Here is an 18,170-nt window from a genome sequence, read left to right on the forward strand (position 1 = left end):
GGCCGGTCGCCGCCGAATCCAGAACGAATTCCGCCACGGGGCCCCGCCAAAACCCTTTTTTCAGCGGCCTTCTAGAAGACGAAGGGCTCGACGATCCGGCGGCTGCCGAGGGTGAATGCGTCGGCGGTCAGGACCATGGGGGAGAGGTCCACGTCGGAGGCGCCCTTGCGCACCAGCGCCGCCATGCGGGCGTAGAGCGCCGGGTATTCGCCCATGATGCTGGCCTCGCCCGTCGTCGGGCGGCCGTCGATCTCCAGCAGGTTGCCGCCCAAGCGCAGCGCCAGCTGGCCGGCGTCGGTCTGGAACTCCATGTCCCAGGTCTGCGGGCCCTGCTGGCGGAAGTCGAAATCGGCCGCGATCCCATGCGACAGGCTCAGCCGCGCGGCGATGGGGGCCTGGCGGTTCTGCGGAAAGTCCAGCTCGGCCGCGGTGACATGCACCGGCATCGGCAGGATCTCGGTCAGGATCGACAGCGCGTTGATGCCGGGGTCGAAGACGCCCATGCCGCCGGCCTGAAAGATCCAGTCCTGGCCGGGATGCCATTTGCGCACGTCCTCGCGCCAGGTGATCCGGCCCTCGTGGATCACGCGGCCGGCCAGCCACGCCTTGGCCGCCGCCACCGCATGGGCCATGCGCGAATGCCAGCTGGCATACAGCGTCACGCCCTGCGCCTGCGCCAGGTCGCGCAGGATATGCACCTCGGAGAGCGTCGCGCCGGGGGGCTTTTCCAGCATCAGGTGCCGGCCGGCGCGCAAGACCGCCTGCGCCGCCTGAAACCGCGGCACGGGCGGCAGGCACAGGCTGACCGCGCCGATATCGGGGCGGGCCTCCAGCATGTCCTCGATGCGCGCAAAACCCTCGACCCCCTCGACCCTTCCATGGCGGCTGACGGTCGCTGCCAGCTCCCAGTCGGGGCTGGCCGCCAGCGCCGGGACGTGCTGGTCCAGCGCGATCTTGCCGATGCCGACGAGCGCGATCCGCATCAGTGGCTGTCCTTTCCGACCGGGTTGCCGCGGCAGCCGCGCAGGAAATCCAGGTCCGCGCCGGTATCCGCGCCCATGACATGCTGCTGGTGCAGCCAGGCATAGCCGCTGGCGGGCTGGTCGGGCAGCGGCCGCCATTCGGCCAGCCGCGCCGCCAGTTCCGCGTCGGGAATGTCCAGGTGCAGCCGGCGGTTCGGCACGTCGAGCGCGATCATGTCGCCGTCGCGCACCACGGCCAGCGGCCCGCCCGCCGCCGCCTCGGGCGAGGTGTGCAGGACCACGGTGCCATAGGCGGTGCCCGACATGCGCGCATCGGACACCCGCACCATGTCGGTGATGCCCTTGCGCAGCACCTTGGGCGGCAGGCCCATGTTGCCGACCTCGGCCATGCCGGGATAGCCCCTGGGCCCGCAGTTCTTCAGCACCATGACGCAGGTCTCGTCGATGTCCAGCGCCTCGTCCTCGATCCTGGCCTTGTAGTCGTCGATGTCCTCGAAGACGACCGCCCGGCCGCGATGCACCATCAGGTGCGGGCTGGCGGCCGAGGGCTTCAGCACCGCCCCGTTCGGCGCCAGGTTGCCGCGCAGCACGGCGATGCCGCCCTGGCCGGTCAGCGGCCGGTCGGCGGGCAGGATCACCTCCTCGTTCCAGTTCACCACCTCCTTGACCTCGTCCCAGATCGTGGCGCCGCTGACGGTCAGCGCGTCCTTGTGCAGCTGCCCGGCCTCGCCCAGCCGCTTGATGACCACCGGCAACCCGCCGGCATGGAAGAACTCCTCCATCAGGTATTTCCCCGAGGGCATCAGGTTCACGATGGTCTTGACGTCGCGCCCCAGCCGGTCCCAGTCCGCCAGCGTCACATCGACCCCGACCCGGCCGGCCAGCGCCAGCAGATGCACCACCGCGTTGGTCGAGCCGCCGATGGCGCCATTGGTGCGGATCGCGTTCTCGAAGGCCTGCTTGGTCAGGATGTCGCTGGGCTTCAGGTCGTCCTTGACCATCTGCACGATGCGCCGGCCCGACAGCTGCGCCATGGTGCGGCGGCGCGAATCCACCGCCGGGATCGCGGCATTGCCCGACAGCGCCATCCCCAGCGCCTCGGCCATGCTGGCCATGGTCGAGGCGGTGCCCATGGTGTTGCAGGTCCCGGATGAGCGCGACATGCTCGCCTCGGCCTCGAGGAACTCGGCCTGGGTCATCTCGCCGGCCTTCACGGCCTCGGAAAACTTCCACAGATGCGTCCCCGAGCCGATGCGCTCGCCCCGGAACCAGCCGTTCAGCATCGGCCCGCCGGTGACGACGATCGAGGGAATGTCGGTCGAGGCCGCCGCCATCAACAGGCTGGGCGTGGTCTTGTCGCAGCCCACCAGCAGCACCGCCCCGTCGATGGGCTGGCCGCGGATCGTCTCTTCGATGGCCAGCGCCGCGAGGTTGCGAAACATCATCGCGGTCGGGCGGAAGGTGTTCTCGCTGGCCGAGAACACCGGCACCTCGACCGGAAAGCCGCCGGCCTCCCACACGCCCGCCTTCACCTTTTCCGCCAGCTCGCGCAGGTGGCCGTTGCAGGGCGTCAGGTCCGACCAGGTGTTCAGGATGCCGATCACCGGGCGGCCGTCGAACAGGTCATGCGGATAGCCCTGGTTCTTCATCCAGCCGCGGTGATAGATCGTGTCGCGCGAATTGCCGCCATACCAATGCTGCGAGCGCAGCTTGCGCGGCCATGGGGCGGGGGTAAAGGACGGGGTGCTGGACGACATGGGCGACCTCTAGAGAGTGGCGACGGCGACCGGCGCCGCATCGTTGGGCAGCTGGACCAGCGGGTTGCGCAGCGGCAGGCCGAGCGCGGGGGCCTCGATCTGGAACACGTCGCCCGGCCGGGCATGGACGCCGTCGGCAAAGGACAGCGTCGCCGTGCCGAAGAAATGCACATGCACGTCGCCCGGCTGGCGGAACAGCGCATATTTGAAATGATGGTGTTCCAGGTTGGCGATGCTGTGGCTCATGTTCGCCTCGCCCGACAGGAAGGGCCTTTCCCAAAGCGTGGCGCCGTCGCGCAGGATGCGGCTGCTGCCCTCGACATGCCGCGGCAGCGCGCCCAGCAGCATCTCGGGGCCGAAGCTGGCCGGGCGCAGCTTGGAATGGGCGAGCCAGAGGTAGTTGCCCCGTTCGGTCACATGGTCCGAGAACTCGTTGCCAAGCGCAAAGCCCAGGCGAAAGGGCGTGCCGTCGGGGCCGATCAGGTAGAGCCCGGCGATCTCGGGCTCTTCGCCCGCGTCGAGCGCGAAGGCGGGCGAGGCAAGCGGCGCGCCCGGCGCCACGGCGGCATGGCCGTTGCCCTTGTAGAACCATTCGGGCTGCACCCCCGCCTCGCCCGGACGCGGCTTGCCGCCCTCGAGCCCCATGCGGAACATCTTCATGCTGTCGGTCAGCTCGCCCGCATCGGGCGCGCCATGCATCGCATCCCGCGTCGCGGCCGAGCCCAGATGCGTCAGCCCGGTGCCGGTCAGGTGCAGATGCGCGGGGTCGGGATGGTCGACGGGCGGCAGCACCCGCCCCTCGGCCAGGGCCTGGGCCAGGTCGACCGGCGCGCCGCGACCGCGGCCGGCCGCCTCCTCGGCCAGCCCGTGGCCGGCAGCGATGGCGGCCTGCGCCAGGGCGCGGGTGCTGTCCACGCCCGGAACCAGATGCGCGGCATCGCCTTCGCGCAAGGCAACCCCGCGCCCGCCACCCGGCAAAAGCAATTGCGACAGAAACATGGCATGGTCCCCCGCGCAGATCGGCCAGGCGGCGCCGCGCAGCCTGGCGGTTGCGCTTGATCTAGCCATGAAACGACATAATGGTAAAATTACATCGCCTGCAGTCTGCATATCGGAATCGTCATGTCGTTACCCCCTGCCCGCCTGATGCTGAAGCCCGCGCAATTGCGGCTGATCCAGCAGATCGCCGAAACCGGCCAGCTGCAGCTGGCGGCCGAGCGGGTCGGCATGACCCAGCCTGCCGCCTCGCGCATGCTGGCCGAGATCGAGAACCAGGTCGGCGCGCAGCTGTTCCTGCGCCAGCCCAAGGGCATGGAGCCGACCGAGATCGGCCGCGCCGTGCTGCGCCGCGCCCGCGTCATCCTGCGCGAGATGTTCAGCATGGCCTCGGAGGTGCAGGCGCTGCGCGAGGGCTTCGGCGGCGCGCTGCGGGTGGGGGCGGTGACGGGGCCGGCGGTCAGCTACCTGGTCTCGGCCATCCGCGAGATCAAGCAGGGCGCGCCGGATGCCGACATCACCGTGGACGTCATGCCCTCGCGCGAGTTGCTGCTGCACCTGGCGGCCGGAGAGATGGATTTCGTCCTGGCCCGCATCCTGCCGGAATTCGACAGCCAGGATTTCAACATCCTGCCGATGCGGGACGAGAAGGTGGCCTTCCTCGTGCGGTCGAGCCACCCGCTGGGCCGCGCCGCCCCGGTCACGCTGACCGAGCTGGCCGGGCAGGAATGGATCATGCAGCAACGCGGCGCGCCGATCCGCGAGGCGGCGCTGGCGGCCTTTGCCGATGTCGGCCTGTCCGAGCCGAAGAACATCGTCAACAGCCCCTCGCTGCTGCTGACCATCGCCTATCTGGCGCAAAGCGACGCGGTGGCGCCGATGTCCGAGGAGGTGGCGGAGCTGTTGATCCGGCCGCCGGTCGGGGCGGGCTTCGCCATGCTGCAGGTGCCGCATGAGATCCGCGTCTCGCCCTATTACCTCCTGGACCTGAAGCGCCGGCCGCTGTCGCCCTTGGCGCTGCGGCTGCGCGAGAAGCTGGTGGCGCTGTCGAAAAGCCCGGTGCGGGACGCATTCGGCTGAACCGGCGACAGCGCGCGCCGTCGCATGGGTATTTGGGGAACGAAGAAGCCCGGCGCCGCGCCTGCGGGCGGCGCCGGAGCGTCGTCAGGCGTTTTGCAGGCCGCGCTCTTCCCGGCTTTGCAGGACGGCCTTGTCGGTCTGGCCGAGGATCTGCGAGGTGACGGTGCCCGCCGTCATCGAGCCCGAGACGTTGAGCGCCGTGCGCCCCATGTCGATCAGCGGCTCGACCGAGATCAGCAGCGCCACCAGCGTCACCGGCAGGCCCATGGCCGGCAGCACGATCAGCGCCGCCATGGTGGCGCCGCCGCCCACGCCCGCGACCCCGGCCGAGGACAGCGTGACGATGGCCAGCAGCGTCATGATCCAGGCCGGGTCCAGCGGGTTGATGCCGACCGTCGGCGCCACCATCACCGCCAGCATCGCCGGATAGAGCCCGGCGCAGCCGTTCTGGCCGATGGTCGCCCCGAAGGAGGCCGAGAAGGACGCGATGGTCTGCGGCACGCCCAGCCGGCGGGTCTGGATCTCGACATTGAGCGGGATGGTCGCGGCGCTGGAGCGGCTGGAGAAGGCGAAGGTCAGCGCCGGGACGATCTTGCGAAAGAAGGTCAGCGGGTTCACCCCGGTCAGCGTCAGCAGCACGGCATGCACCCCGAACATGATCGCGAGGCCCAGGTAGGAGGCGACGACGAACTTGCCCAGGTTCAGGATATCGGCCGCATTCGAGGTCGCCGCCATCTTGGTCATCAGCGCCATAACGCCATAGGGGGTCAGCACCATGATCAGCCGCACCAGCTGGCCGATCCAGGCCTGCAGGATGTCGATCAGGTTCAGCAGGCTGCGGCCCTTTTCGGGATCGCGGCGCAGCAGGCGGATGGCGGCGACGCCGAGGAAGGCGGCAAAGACCACCACCGCGATGATCGAGGTCGGGTTCGCCCCGGTCAGCTCGGCAAAGGGGTTCCTGGGGATGAAGGACAACAGCAGCTGCGGCACCGTCAGGTCGGCGACGCGCGGGGCATAGGTGGTCTCGAGCGCGGTCAGCCGGGCGGTCTCGGCCGCGCCCTGGGCCAGGCCCTCGGCGGTCAGGCCGAAGGCCAGCGACATGACCACGCCGACGAAGGCCGCGATCGCGGTGGTGCCAAGCAGCGTGCCCAGGGTCAGCACCGAGATCCGGCCGAGCGCCGAGGCGTCGTGCAGCCGCGCCACCGCGCTGAGGATCGCCGCGAAGACCAGCGGCATCACCACCATCTGCAACAGCTGCACATAGCCGTTGCCCACCACGTTGATCCAGTCGATCGTGGTTTGCAGCGCCGGCGCGCCGGTGCCATGGACGAGTTGCAGCCCGATCCCGAACAGCGTGCCCAGGACAAGGGCGATGAAGACCCGCACCGACAGCGTCAGCTGCCCGCCCTGCAGGCGGACCAGCACGACGATCAGCGCGGCAAAGATCACAAGGTTGATGAGGACGGATGCCATCGCGCGTCTCCGGCAATTTCAGATTGACCCATCAAGCCACAATGCACGTCCGGCGTATAGACCATCGGCCGCGCGGCTCTGCGGTCCTTGGCCGATAAAGCCAGGCGGGGCGCGCGCCGCAAGGCCCTTTGGCCGCGGTTCGGGCGGTTATTTCCACGAAATATTGAAACAGCATTCGGATATTCTAGATTATTTTCGCTGCGCCGCCGCGATACCCTTTGCGAAACCGATCCCTGCGGCCGCTTGGGATCGCGCCGCCGGCGCCGGGTCCAATCGCAACAGCAAGGCAGGCCATGCACAAGCTTCTGGCGATCCTGTTCGCATTCGTCCTGGGCGCCGCCAGCCCCTTGCCCGTCCAGGCACAGACCATGCAGGAGACCGCCCTGTTCACCGCCGCGGCCGATGGCGATGCCGCGGCCATCCGCGCACTTCTGGCCCGCGGCGTGCCCGTGGATCCGCGCGACGCCAAGGGGCGCACGCCCTTGCTGTTGGCGACCCATGCCAACCGGGTCGAGGCGGCGCGGGCTCTGGTCGAGGCCGGCGCCGACGTGAACGCCAGGGATGCCATCGAGGACAGCCCCTATCTTTATGCCGGGGCGCGCGGGCATCTGGAGATCCTGGAGCTGACGCTGGCCCATGGCGCCGACCTGGCCAGCACCAACCGCTTCGGCGGCACGGCGCTGATCCCGGCGGCCGAGCGCGGCCATGTCGAGACCGTCCGCCGGCTGATCCAGGCCGGGGTCGAGGTCGATCACGTCAACCGGCTGGGCTGGACCGCGCTGCTGGAGGCGATCATCCTGGGCGATGGCGGCCCGCGCCAGCAGCAGGTCGTCGACCTGCTGGTCGCGGCCGGGGCCGATGTGAACCTGCCCGATGGCGAGGGGGTCTCGGCGCTGGCCCATGCCCGCCGCATGGGCTTCGACGCGATCGCGGCCCGGCTGGTTGCCGCCGGCGCAAGATGAGGGGAAAGGCGATGACCGACAAGGCGAGGCACTATCTGGAACAGGCGGTGATGCTGGCGCATCGCAACGCGCAGGCGGGCGGGCGGCCCTTTGGCGCGGTGGTGGTGCGGGGCGGCGAGGTGCTGGCCACCGGCGTCAACGAAACCGTCGCCACCCACGACCCGACCGCCCATGCCGAGCTGGTGGCGCTGCGCGCCGCCGCGCTGCAATTGGGCTCGCCCGATCTTGCCGGCTGCGCGGTCTACGCCAGCGGCCAGCCCTGCCCGATGTGCCTGGCCGCCATGCGGCTGGCGGGCGTCGCCGATGTGCATTACGCCTATTCGAACCAGGACGGCGCGCCCTATGGCCTGTCCACGGCCGCGCTCTACGAAGAGATGGCAAGGCCCCTGGAACAGCAATCCATCGCCATCCGCTACCTGCCCGTGCGGCCCGAGGGCGCGGGCGACCTATATGCAGGCTGGAAGGCACGGCAGGACCAGGCGTGACGAACCGGCAGCCGCTGATGCTGGCCGTGGTGGCCCTGGTCGGGCTGGCGCTGCGGCCCTTCCTGACCGGGGTCGGCCCGCTGGCGGCGCCGATCTCGGCCGAGACCGGCCTGACCATGCAGGGCCTCTCGGCGCTGACGCTGCTGCCGATCCTGCTGATGGGGGCGGGCGCCTTCCTGGGGCCGGCGATCCAGGCGCGGCTTGGGGCGAAACGCGCCGCCGTGCTGGCGCTGCTGGTGCTGGGCCTGGGCTCGAGCCTGCGGCTGGGGGCGCATTCGGCGCTGGACATGCTGGGCTCGGCCGTGCTGCTGGGCGCGGGCGCGGCGGTGGTTCAGGCAGTGTTCCCGACCATCATCAAGCGCGAATTCCCGCGCGGCATCAACCTGGCCATGGGGCTTTACGCCGCGATGATGATGGGCGGCGGCGCCTTTGGCGCACAGGCCGCCCCGCTGATCGCCGCCTGGTCGGGCAGCTGGCGGCTGGCGCTTGGCTGGCTGGCGCTGCCCGCCGCGCTGACCGCGCTGCTGGTGGCGCTGGCCCTGCCGCCCGAGGCGCGCGCCCCGCAGGGCAGCCGGCAGGGGTTGTGGCACTGGCTGCGCCTGCCGCGGGTCTGGCTGCTGATGGCCTGTTTCGGGCTGATCAACGGCGGCTATTCCTCGTCCGTCGCCTGGCTTGCGCCTGCGTTCCAGGATCTGGGCTGGTCGGCGGGCGCCAGCGGCGGGCTGCTGGCGGTGCTGGCGGTGGGTCAGGCGGTCTCGGCGCTGGCGACGCCGGTCCTGGCCAGCCGCGGTAGCGACCGGCGGCCCTGGCTGGGGATCTGCCTGGCCATGCAGGCGCTCGGCTTCGCCATGCTGGTCCTGCGCCCCGAGGCCGCGCCCTATCCCATCGCCTTCCTGCTGGGCGCCGGGCTGGGCGGCTGCTTTTCGCTGATGATGATCGTGGCGCTGGATCACCTGCCCGATCCCGCCCAGGCCGGGGCGCTGGCGGCGCTGATGCAGGGCGGAGGCTTCCTGCTGGCCGCGATCCCGCCCTGGATCCTGGCGCTGCTGCACGACCTGACCGGCAGCTTCACCCTCGGCTGGGCGCTGCATCTGGCCGCCGTGCTTGCGGTCTGCGCGCTGGCGCTGCGCCTGTCGCCGGCCAGCTACCGCGGCGCCCTGCACCGGCCCGGCCCGCAGCGCAGCGGCGGCGCACCGGCCGAGTGAACGATTTTCGACAAGGAGGAGGAGAAACCATGCTGACCATCACCCGACTGGACCAGGCCGATGCCCGCCTGCTGATCGCCGGCGCCGAGGCCCATGCCCGCGAGATCGGCGTGCCCATGTGCATCGCCGTCACCGACGAAAGCGGCCAGCTTTTGGCCTTTTGCCGCATGGACGGCGGCAAGGTCACGTCGGCGACCATCGCCATCGACAAGGCCTTCACCGCCGCCGCCGCGCGCAAGGCCACGCATGAATACGGCGCCGCCAGCCAGCCGGGCGCCCCGGCCTGGGGCATCTCCTCGGCCATCGGCGGGCGGCTGATGGTGGTGGGCGGCGGCCTGCCGGTCGATCACGACGGCCAGACCGTCGGCGGCATCGGCGTATCCTCGGGAACGCCCGCGCAGGACCAGGCGGTGGCGCAGGCCGGCATCGACCATTGGCGGGCGCATCGCGCCTGACCGCACCCCTTCCGGCCGGTTGCACTTGCGCCCGGCCCCGCAAAAGGCTAGCAGCGCGGGCTTTGCGGACAGGGGCACGGGGATGCTGGACGACAGGCTTGCCATCGATTTCGGAACCTCGAACTCGGCCGCCGCGATCCTGCACGACGGCCGGCCCCGGCGCATCGCCATCGAGCCGGGGGCCGAGACCCTGCCGACCGCCGTCTTCTTCCCGGCGCAGGGCGGCGCCATGCGCATCGGCGCGGCAGCGGCCGAGGCGCTGGTCCAGGGCGCCGAGGGCCGCTACATGCGGGCGCTGAAAAGCGTGCTCGGGACGGCGCTTTTCCACGAATCGCGGCTGATCGCCGGCAAGCGCCGCACGCTTTGCGACATCGTCGCCGCCTTCCTCGCCACCCTGCGCGAGCGGGCCGAGGCGGCGGCGGGCCGGCGCTTTCGCCGCGCGCTTTCCGGCCGGCCGGTGCATTTCCATTCGAACGACCCCGCCCGCGACGCCCAGGCCGAGGCGGACCTGCGCGGCTGCTACCTGGCGGCCGGCTTCGACGAGGTCGCCTTCCTGCCCGAACCCGAGGCGGCGGCGCTGGCCAGCCACGGCCTGGGCCGCGCGGGCGGGATCGGGCTGATCGTCGACATCGGCGGCGGCACCTCGGATTTCTCGGTCTTTCGCAGCAGCGGCGCGGGGGTGCAGATCCTTGCCAATCACGGCATCCGGCTGGGGGGCACGGATTTCGACCAGCAGGTCTCGCTCTGCCATGCGATGCCGGCCCTGGGCCACGGCGGGCAGCTGCGCCGCGCCATGGGGCCGGGGCTGCTGCCGGTACCGAATGCGATCTATGTCGACCTGGCGACCTGGGCCAGGATCCCCTTTCTCTACGTGCCCGAGACGCGGCGCATGGCCGCCGGGATGGCCCGCATGGCGGTGGACCGCAAGGCGATGGACCGCCTCGTCGCGGTGCTGGACGAGGAACTGGGCCATGAGCTGGCCTTTGCCGTCGAGCGCGGCAAGATCGCCGCCAATGCCGGCGAGGGCGCGCGCATCGCCATGGGCTTCGTCGAGCCGGGGCTGGCGCCGGAAATCTCGCCCGCCTCGCTGGAGGCGGCGCTGTCGGATTGCCGCGGGGATCTCGCGCAAGCCGCGGCCGAAACGCTGCGGCTGGCCGGCATCGCGCCCGGACAGGTGGGCAGCGTGATCCTGGTCGGCGGCTCCAGCATGATGGGCTTCGTCGCCGCCGAGGCGCTGCGGCTTTGCCCCGGCGCGCAGCTGCGGCGCGCGGGGGCGTTCACCGCGGTGGTGGACGGGCTGGCGCTGGCGACGGCGGCCTAGCGCTTGCCGGGCTTCGGCCCGGCGCGAAAGGGCCTGTCGCCGCCCTTGCCCGACCCGCCGGCCGCAGGCTTGTGCGACTTGAAGCCGGCGGCGCGCCGGGGACGCGCCTCGGCGCCGTCGCCACGCGCGGGACGGTCGTCGCGCGCCGCGCCGCCATGCGTCTTGAAGCCCGCCGATTTCCCCTCCGCACGCGGAGCGGTTTTCGGCGCAGCCTTGTGCGCCTGCTTCTTCTCGGCGCTCCAGCGGGCCTTGCGCGGGGCTTCAGCCGCCGCTTCCGGCGCGGCGTCGCGGTTGGGCACGGCACGGGGGGCGGGCTTTACCTGCTCCGGGTCGAGCAGCGCCGGACGCCGGGCCGGCTTGGGCTTCGGCTCGGACCTGGGCCCATCTTCCGACCACGCGGGGCGCGCCGCGGGCTGGCCGCGATGCGGCTTCCTGTCCCGCAGGGGCGCGTCGGATGTTTCTCCGTTGTCCAAATACCCATTCCGGCCGGGCCGCCTGTCGCGCACGGGGCCGGTCTCGAAAACCGGCTCGCCCTCGATCCGGCGCATGGCCAGGCCCGGCTCCAGCTCCACCCGCTCGCCGAAATTCGGCGCGGCGGGCGCGGCAATCTGCACGAAGGTCTGGTCGGTCTTGACCCGGATCGCGCCGATCGCGTCGCGGGTGATGCCGCCCGCCTCGCAGATCTTGGGCAAAAGCCAGCGGGCCTCGGCCCGGCCGGAATGGCCGACCGAAAGCAGGAACCAGACCGCCGGCCCGAACTCGCCCCGCTCGCGCGGCGCGGCAGGCGCGGGGGCCACGTTTTCCGACAGCTCCTCGGGCGCCGGGCGCCCCTCGCGCCACAGCCGCACGAAGGCCGAGGCGACACGCTCGGCACCGAAACGGTCGAGCAGCGCGGCGGCCAGTCCCGCCTCGTCGCCCGGCGCCTCGGCCAGGGCGGGATGGTCCAGCATCCGCGCGTCGTCGCGGGCCTGCACCTCGTCGGCCGAGGGGGCCTTGCCCCATTCCGCGACCAGCTTGGCGCGCTGGAGCAGGCGCTGCGCCCGCTTGTATTCCGCCGCCGGCACGATCAGCACCGAGGTGCCCTTGGCCCCGGCCCGGCCGGTGCGGCCGGAACGGTGCAGCAGCGTGTCGGGATTGGTCGGCAGGTCGGCATGAATCACCAGCTCCAGCCCCGGCAGGTCGATGCCGCGCGCCGCCACGTCGGTGGCGATGCAGACCCGCGCCCGGCCGTCGCGCAGCGCTTGCAGGGCGTGGCTGCGTTCCTGCTGGGACAGCTCGCCCGACAGCGCCACCACCTTGAAGCCGCGATTGCCCATGCGCGCCAGCAGGTGGTTCACGTTGGCGCGGGTCTTGCAGAAGATGATCGCCCGGCTGGCCTCGTAGAAGCGCAGGGTGTTGAAGATGGCATGCTCCCGGTCGCGGGTCGTCACCGACAGGGCGCGATAGTCGATGTCGCCGTGCTGGCGCGCCTCGCCCATGGCCTGGATGCGCAGGGCGTCGCGCTGGAAGTCGCGGGCCAGCGCCTCGATGGCCGGCGGCACGGTGGCCGAGAACATCAGCGTGCGCCGTTCCTCGGGCGCGCTGCCCAGGATGAACTCCAGATCCTCGCGGAAACCCAGGTCCAGCATCTCGTCCGCCTCGTCCAGCACGCAGGCGCGCAGGGCGGTCAGGTCCAGCGAGCCGCGCTCGATATGGTCTCGCAAGCGGCCGGGGGTGCCGACGACGATATGGGCGCCGCGCTCCAGCGCCCGGCGCTCGGTGCGATAGTCCATGCCGCCGACGCAGGTGGCGATGCGCGCGCCCGCCTGTTCGTAAAGCCAGCCCAGTTCGCGCGCCACCTGCAAGGCCAGCTCGCGCGTGGGTGCGATGGCCAGCGCCAGCGGCTGCTCTGCGTCCGGCAGCGTGTCGCCCGCAAGGATGTCGCCGGCCATGGCCAGGCCGAAGGCCACGGTCTTGCCCGAACCGGTCTGGGCCGAGACCAGCACGTCGCGACCCCGCGCCTCGGGCGCGAGCGCCGCTTCCTGCACCGAGGTCAGGCTGGCATAGCCCTTGGCCGCCAGCGCCGCGGCCAAGGGCGCGGCAATATCATGTTCGTTCATCTTCTTCGCCAGAAAGGGGATGCGGGAACGCATCCGGTGAAAGGCACCATCCCCTTTGCGGCCGGGCCCTCCCATGGCCCGCCGGCCCGGAATGCGGAGCCAAGCCGCCCGCCTATCCTGTCCCGGCCCGCAAGTCAAAGCGAAACTAGGGCCGCATCAGCTGATCCTCGGTCCAGCCGAGCCGCGCCATGTCCTCGGCCCGCGCCGCCGCATCGTCGCCGACGATGAATTCGTCCAGCTGCGGCGGGACCACGCCGGCCTGCGACAGCAGGCCATGCACCTGCCCGCGATGATGGGTCTGGTGCTGGAACAGATGCGACAGCAGGTCGTCGCGGCGGTCGTGCTGCATGCGCGAGCCGCGATCCACCGGCACGATTTCCGCCAGGGCTTCGGGCGTCAGCGCCGCGACCAGCGCCAGCAGGCGGTCGTCCTCGTGCCCCTGCCATTCGGCCAGCCGCGCAAGGTCCGGGCAGTCCCCCGCCTCGGCCAGCGCGGCCTCGTCCAGCGGCCGGCCCGCCAGCGCATCGATATAGAAGCGGTCGACCAGCAGGACATGGTTCAGCGTGGCGCGGATCGAGCCGAAGAAGGACGGGCGCGGCGCCTCGTATCCGCCGGGCGGCAGGGCGGCGCAGGCGCGATGCAGCCGGGCATTGGCCAGCCGGTTCATCTGCGCCAGCTTGCGCAGCATGCGCAGCATCTCGGTCATCGGGCACCTCCGGTCGCGATGATGCCGCGCGGCCCCCGCCGGGTCGAGCCCTCAGCGCGCCGGCCCGGCCGGATCGTGGCCCAGGCTGCGGCGGATCTCGGCCAGGAACAGCTGCAGCGCCGGCACCGGGTCGCGGTGGTGATAGACGATATAGACCTCGGAAACCGGCGGGTCGGGCCGGATCGGCAGGAAGGTCAGCGGCCCCGCCGTCAGCCTGGCGATGCCCGCCGGCACGATGCTGACCCCGAAGCCCGCCACGATCAGGCTGGGGACCGACTGCGCGTCCACCACCTGCTGCGAGACCCGCGGCCGATAGCCCGAGGCGACGATGCAGGCCATGACATAGGCCGCGAAATCGGAACTGTCGGGGCGCAGCACGACATGCTGGTCCTCGCGCAGGTCGTCGATCGAGACGCAGGTGCGCCCGGCCAGCCGGTGGTCGCTGCGCACCAGCGCCACCATCTCTTCGCGCCAGCCGTATTCATAGGCCAGTTCCTCGTCGCGCGGCACCGAGCGGTTGAAGCTGACGTCGGTGCGCCGGCTCAGCACCTCGGTCAGCTGCGCGGCCGGGGTCTGTTCGTGGACGCGCAGGGTGATTCGCGGGTGCAGCCGGGCGAAATGCGCCAGCAACTCGGCCAGGCCGCCGCGCAGGATCGAGCCGGTTGCCCCGATTTCCAGCAATCCGTCCTGGCCCTGCTGGATTTCACGGATCTCCTGCAGGCTGCGTTCATACTGGTCCAGCATGTTGCGCGCCCTGGGCAGGAACAGCGCGCCCGCCCGCGTCAGCGCCACCTTGCGGCTGGTGCGGCTGATGAGTTCGGCGCCGACCTCGCGCTCAAGTGTCTGGATTTGCGTGCTCAGCGGCGGCTGCGACATGTTCAGCCGCCGGGCGGCGCGGGTGAAGTTCAGCTCTTCGGCCAGAACGACGAAGCAGCGAAGCTGGCGCATTCTCATATCGTCACCCTATGGATTAACGGTAAATCAATATTAGACACGGATGTGCCCTTGGCCAACACTCTTCGGCATGAGGGGACCGGCCGCGGCCATGCGCCCGATGCGCGAGGAGATGCATCGGGCGCATCGCGGCCCCCCTTCCGTCACAGGGAGGAACAGAAAACACATGCCGAATTGGTCCAGGTCCTTGTTTGGACAGGTTTGCGTGGCGCTGGTGCTGGGGATCGTCGCCGGCTTCTTCGCGCCCGAATTCGCCGCCAAGATGAAACCGCTGGGAGACGGGTTCATCAAGCTCATCAAGATGCTGATACCCGTCATCGTGTTCTGCGTCGTCGTGCATGGCATCGCCGGCGCGGGCGACCTGAAAAAGGTCGGCAAGGTCGGCGTCCGCGCCATCGTCTATTTCGAGATCATCACCACCATCGCCCTGGCCCTGGGCATCGCGGTCGCCTATCTGTTCGGCCCCGGCCACGGCATGAACATCGACGTGAGCCAGCTCGACGCCTCGGCGTTGTCGGCCTATGTGGACCGCGCGCATGAAGTCAGCAGCGGCGGCACCGTCGAGTTCCTGATGAAGCTGATCCCGACCACGATGATCAGCGGCTTCGCCCAGGGCGACATCCTGCAGGTTCTGCTGGTCGCGATCCTGTTCGGCTGCGCCCTGTCGCTGGTGGGCGAGCGCGGCAAGCCGCTTTTGCACATGATCGAGCTGACCGGGGACGTCACCTTCAAGATCATGTATTTCATCGTCCGGCTGGCGCCCCTTGGCGTGTTCGGCGCCATCGCCTTCACCGTCGGGCAATACGGCATCGGCTCGCTGGCGCAGCTGGGCTACCTGGTCGGGCTGTTCTATGTCACCATCGCCATCTTCGTCTTCGTGATCCTGGGCTTCGTGCTGCGGCTGGCGGGCTTCAGCATCTTCAAGCTGCTGCGCTACCTGCGCACCGAGGTCGGCATCGTCGCCGGCACCGCCAGCAGCGACGCCGTGCTGCCGCAGACCATGCGCAAGCTGGAACACCTGGGCATCAAGGACTCGACCGTGGGGCTGGTGGTGCCGACGGGCTATTCCTTCAACCTCGACGCCTTCTCGATCTACCTGACGCTGGCGGCGGTCTTCATCGCCCAGGCCACGAACACGCCGCTGTCCACCACCGACCTTCTGGCCATCCTGGGCGTGGCGCTGGTGACGTCCAAGGGCGCGCATGGGGTGCCGGGCTCGGCCATCGTGATCCTGGCCGCGACGCTGGCCGCGATCCCGGCCATCCCCGCCATCGGGCTGGTGCTGGTGCTGTCGGTCGACTGGTTCATGGGCATCGCCCGCGCCTTGGGGAACTACCTGGGCAATTGCGTCGCCACCGTGGTCGTCGCCTCCTGGGTGGGGGACATCGACCGCGACCGCGCCCGCCGCATCCTCGAGGGCGAGGACGTGCCGACGCTGGACGTGCTGGACGAGGACGCGCCGATGTCGCAGCCCCAGCATGGCTGACGAAGTCGCCTCGCGGGGCTGAACGGGGCCCGCGCGACCGGCCCCGCCAGCCCCCGAGAAGACGGCCTGCGCCTTCCCTCCCGATGGCGCAGGCCATTTCACGTCAGGGGATGCCGGCGGCGAAGCCCTCGTCCGTCAGGATCTCGTCCGTCAGGATCCCGATCAGCGCCTGCTGCGCCCGCGTGCGATAGCGCTGCGGATTGGTCAGCAGCGAGAACGGCCGCTCTGCCCCCGGCAGCGGCAGGGTGCGGATCCAGCCGGCGGCGGCGGGCCGCGCCACCGCGCGTTGCGACAGCGCGGCAAGGCATTGGCTGGCGGCCACCGCGTTCAGCACCGCCTCGTTCGAGGGCAGTTCCAGCGCCAGGGGCAGCCCGGCCACGGAAAGCCCCTGCCCGGCCATCCAGGTCTCGAACTCGGACCGGGTGCCCGAGCCCGGCTCGCGCAGGATCCAGTTCTGCGCCGCCAGCCCGGCCAGGGGCACGGCGTCGCGCCCGGCCCAGGGGTGATCGGTCGCCATGACCAGCACCAGCCGGTCGCGCGCCACCACCTGCCGGTGCAACTCGCCATGCGCCACCGCGCCCTCGACCAGCCCCAGGTCGGCGCCGCCCTCCTGCACCGCATCGGCGACCTGGGTGGTGTTGCTGACGGTCAGCCGCAGCTCGATCCCCGGATGCATCTCGCGCAGCGCGACCAGCCGCGGCGGCAGCCAGTAGCTGGCGACGGTCTGGCTGGCATGGACCCGCAGCCGCCCGCGCGGCTCGCGCGCCAGATCCTCCAGCACCATCTCGGCCGTCTCGGCGCGGTCCAGCACCGCGCGCGCCTCGGCCATGAAGGCTTCGCCGGTCTCGGTCAGCACGATGCGCCGCCCCACCCGGTCGAAGAAACGCACGCCATGCCGCGCCTCCAGCGCCGAGACGGCGGCGCTGACCGCCGATTGCGTCAGGTTCAGCGCCTCGGCCGCGCGGGTGACATGCTGCCGCTCGGCCACGGCAAGGAAGATGCGGAGCTGTTCCAGCGTCATGGCCAACTGATAAGTAAAATCGAACGATATGGCAAATATAATGCGATGGATTGAACGTGCATCCGGGACCATGTTCCGCCTTGCAAGCAAGGAAACGCGATCATGTCCTCGACCGAGCAGAACCAGCAAACATCTTCCGCGATCACGGCCTGGCTTTCCGCCACGCTGCCGGGGCTGGGGCTGACCTTCGGCATCGCGGTCCTGGCGACGGCGGTGCAGCGCTTCTCGGGCATCCCGGCGCTCAGCCCGCTGGTGGTGGCCATGGTGCTGGGCATGGCGCTGCGCAACCTGGCCGGCACGCCCGAGGCGGCGCGGCCGGGCATCGGCTTTTCGCTGCGCCGCGTCTTGCGTTTCGCCATCGTGCTGCTGGGCTTCCAGCTGACGCTGGAGCAGTTGCGCGCCGTGGGCCTGCCGGGGGTAGCGGTGATCGCGGTGGTGCTGGCCGCGACCTTCGTCTTCACCAAATGGGCCGGGCGGGCGCTGGGGGTCGAGGCGCGGCTGGCCGAGCTGATCGCGGCCGGCACCTCGGTCTGCGGCGCCTCGGCGGTGATCGCGACGAACACGGTCACGCGCGGCACGGACGAGGACGTGGCCTATGCCATCGCCTGCGTGACGGTCTTCGGCTCGCTCTCGATGATCGCCATGCCGCTGCTGGGCGAGATGATGGCGATGGGGCCTTCGCATTACGGCATCTGGGTCGGCGCCACCGTGCATGAGGTGGCGCAGGTCGTCGGCGCCGGTTTCCAGCATGGCGCCGAGGCCGGGCAGGCCGCGACCGTGGCCAAGCTGAGCCGGGTGATGCTGCTGGCGCCGCTGATCCTGGTGCTGGGCGCGCTGGCGCGCCGCGGCGGCAAGGCCGCGCATGGCTCGGCGCCGACGCCCTGGTTCGTGCTGGGCTTCATCGCCGTCGTGCTGCTGAACAGCGCCCTGCCCTTGCCCGAGGCGCTGCATACCGAGGTGGTCGGCCTGACCGCCTTTCTGCTGACCATGGCGCTGGCGGCGATGGGGCTCGAAACCGACATCCGCAAGCTGCGCGCCAAGGGCGTCCGGCCGCTGGCGCTTGGCGCGCTGGCCTGGCTGTTCATCTCGACCCTGGGCCTGGGGCTGGTCGCGCTGCTGTGACGGCGCGGCATTGAGCCGCCCCGCCGCGATGCCTAGATTGGGCGCGATCCGCCAAAGGACCGCGC

16 protein-coding genes are annotated in these 18,170 nt (G+C 70.7%); 8 read left to right on the top strand and 8 right to left on the bottom strand.

What is annotated here, in order from left to right; genetic code table 11:
- Positions 1–71 precede the first annotated feature (71 nt).
- The 3 genes from E3U26_RS22820 to araD1 are packed head-to-tail and all read right to left on the bottom strand — an operon-like array spanning position 72 to position 3,739.
- Positions 72–983 carry a Gfo/Idh/MocA family protein gene (locus E3U26_RS22820; protein WP_499106734.1) on the bottom strand — a complete coding sequence of 304 codons (912 nt, stop codon included), beginning with the start codon at positions 981–983 and terminating at the stop codon, positions 72–74.
- The gene (gene araD, locus E3U26_RS22825) at positions 983–2,740 is read right to left on the bottom strand and encodes an IlvD/Edd family dehydratase (protein ID WP_499106735.1); all 1,758 of its coding nucleotides are present in this window, start codon (positions 2,738–2,740) and stop codon (positions 983–985) included. The genes E3U26_RS22820 and araD overlap by 1 nt, the downstream gene beginning before the upstream one ends.
- A gap of 9 nt (positions 2,741–2,749) precedes the next feature.
- Positions 2,750–3,739 (bottom strand): FAA hydrolase family protein, encoded by a 990-nt coding sequence (araD1, locus tag E3U26_RS22830; protein WP_499107528.1) that lies wholly within the window; start codon positions 3,737–3,739, stop codon positions 2,750–2,752.
- Between the two features lie 123 nt (positions 3,740–3,862).
- Here araD1 and E3U26_RS22835 point away from each other — a divergent pair, with 123 nt between their 5' ends.
- The gene (locus E3U26_RS22835) at positions 3,863–4,816 is read left to right on the top strand and encodes a LysR family transcriptional regulator (RefSeq protein WP_036759231.1); all 954 of its coding nucleotides are present in this window, start codon (positions 3,863–3,865) and stop codon (positions 4,814–4,816) included.
- A gap of 84 nt (positions 4,817–4,900) precedes the next feature.
- Here the strand turns inward: E3U26_RS22835 and E3U26_RS22840 are convergent, their stop codons facing one another.
- On the bottom strand, positions 4,901–6,289 hold the full coding sequence (locus E3U26_RS22840) for an L-cystine transporter (RefSeq protein ID WP_072463756.1): 1,389 nt from the start codon (positions 6,287–6,289) through the stop codon (positions 4,901–4,903).
- A gap of 293 nt (positions 6,290–6,582) precedes the next feature.
- Here E3U26_RS22840 and E3U26_RS22845 point away from each other — a divergent pair, with 293 nt between their 5' ends.
- The 5 genes from E3U26_RS22845 (at position 6,583) to E3U26_RS22865 (ending at position 10,717) form a co-directional block, all read left to right on the top strand.
- Positions 6,583–7,251: an ankyrin repeat domain-containing protein gene (locus E3U26_RS22845; RefSeq protein ID WP_499106736.1), complete on the top strand. Its 669-nt coding sequence runs from the start codon at positions 6,583–6,585 to the stop codon at positions 7,249–7,251.
- A gap of 11 nt (positions 7,252–7,262) precedes the next feature.
- A complete protein-coding gene (locus tag E3U26_RS22850; RefSeq protein WP_072463758.1) occupies positions 7,263–7,736 on the top strand; it encodes a nucleoside deaminase in 474 nt (157 codons plus the stop codon).
- A gap of 17 nt (positions 7,737–7,753) precedes the next feature.
- The gene (locus tag E3U26_RS22855; protein WP_499107530.1) at positions 7,754–8,941 is read left to right on the top strand and encodes an MFS transporter; all 1,188 of its coding nucleotides are present in this window, start codon (positions 7,754–7,756) and stop codon (positions 8,939–8,941) included.
- A gap of 29 nt (positions 8,942–8,970) precedes the next feature.
- The gene (locus E3U26_RS22860) at positions 8,971–9,396 is read left to right on the top strand and encodes a GlcG/HbpS family heme-binding protein (protein WP_072463759.1); all 426 of its coding nucleotides are present in this window, start codon (positions 8,971–8,973) and stop codon (positions 9,394–9,396) included.
- Positions 9,397–9,478: 82 nt separating this feature from the next.
- Positions 9,479–10,717 (top strand): Hsp70 family protein, encoded by a 1,239-nt coding sequence (locus tag E3U26_RS22865; RefSeq protein ID WP_499106737.1) that lies wholly within the window; start codon positions 9,479–9,481, stop codon positions 10,715–10,717.
- On the opposite strand, the gene E3U26_RS22870 is transcribed toward E3U26_RS22865, so the two are convergent.
- The 3 genes from E3U26_RS22870 to E3U26_RS22880 form a co-directional block, all read right to left on the bottom strand.
- Positions 10,714–12,816: a DEAD/DEAH box helicase gene (locus E3U26_RS22870; RefSeq protein ID WP_499106739.1), complete on the bottom strand. Its 2,103-nt coding sequence runs from the start codon at positions 12,814–12,816 to the stop codon at positions 10,714–10,716. The genes E3U26_RS22865 and E3U26_RS22870 overlap by 4 nt on opposite strands.
- 145 nt (positions 12,817–12,961) lie before the next feature.
- Positions 12,962–13,522, bottom strand: a complete 561-nt coding sequence (locus E3U26_RS22875) for a DinB family protein (RefSeq protein ID WP_499106741.1) — start codon at positions 13,520–13,522, stop codon at positions 12,962–12,964.
- A gap of 51 nt (positions 13,523–13,573) precedes the next feature.
- The gene (locus tag E3U26_RS22880; RefSeq protein WP_052096186.1) at positions 13,574–14,470 is read right to left on the bottom strand and encodes a LysR family transcriptional regulator; all 897 of its coding nucleotides are present in this window, start codon (positions 14,468–14,470) and stop codon (positions 13,574–13,576) included.
- Positions 14,471–14,642: 172 nt separating this feature from the next.
- Between E3U26_RS22880 and E3U26_RS22885 the strand changes: the two genes are divergently transcribed.
- Positions 14,643–15,962: a C4-dicarboxylate transporter DctA gene (locus E3U26_RS22885; protein ID WP_036759250.1), complete on the top strand. Its 1,320-nt coding sequence runs from the start codon at positions 14,643–14,645 to the stop codon at positions 15,960–15,962.
- A 103-nt stretch (positions 15,963–16,065) separates the two neighbouring features.
- Here the strand turns inward: E3U26_RS22885 and E3U26_RS22890 are convergent, their stop codons facing one another.
- The gene (locus tag E3U26_RS22890; RefSeq protein ID WP_499106744.1) at positions 16,066–16,983 is read right to left on the bottom strand and encodes a LysR family transcriptional regulator; all 918 of its coding nucleotides are present in this window, start codon (positions 16,981–16,983) and stop codon (positions 16,066–16,068) included.
- A 102-nt stretch (positions 16,984–17,085) separates the two neighbouring features.
- On the opposite strand from E3U26_RS22890, the gene E3U26_RS22895 reads away from it, so the two are divergent.
- Positions 17,086–18,105 (top strand): YeiH family protein, encoded by a 1,020-nt coding sequence (locus E3U26_RS22895; protein WP_276242963.1) that lies wholly within the window; start codon positions 17,086–17,088, stop codon positions 18,103–18,105.
- The last annotated feature ends 65 nt before the right edge of the window (positions 18,106–18,170 follow it).

Source organism: Paracoccus ferrooxidans, assembly GCF_029909815.1.
GTDB classification, from domain to species: domain Bacteria; phylum Pseudomonadota; class Alphaproteobacteria; order Rhodobacterales; family Rhodobacteraceae; genus Paracoccus; species Paracoccus versutus.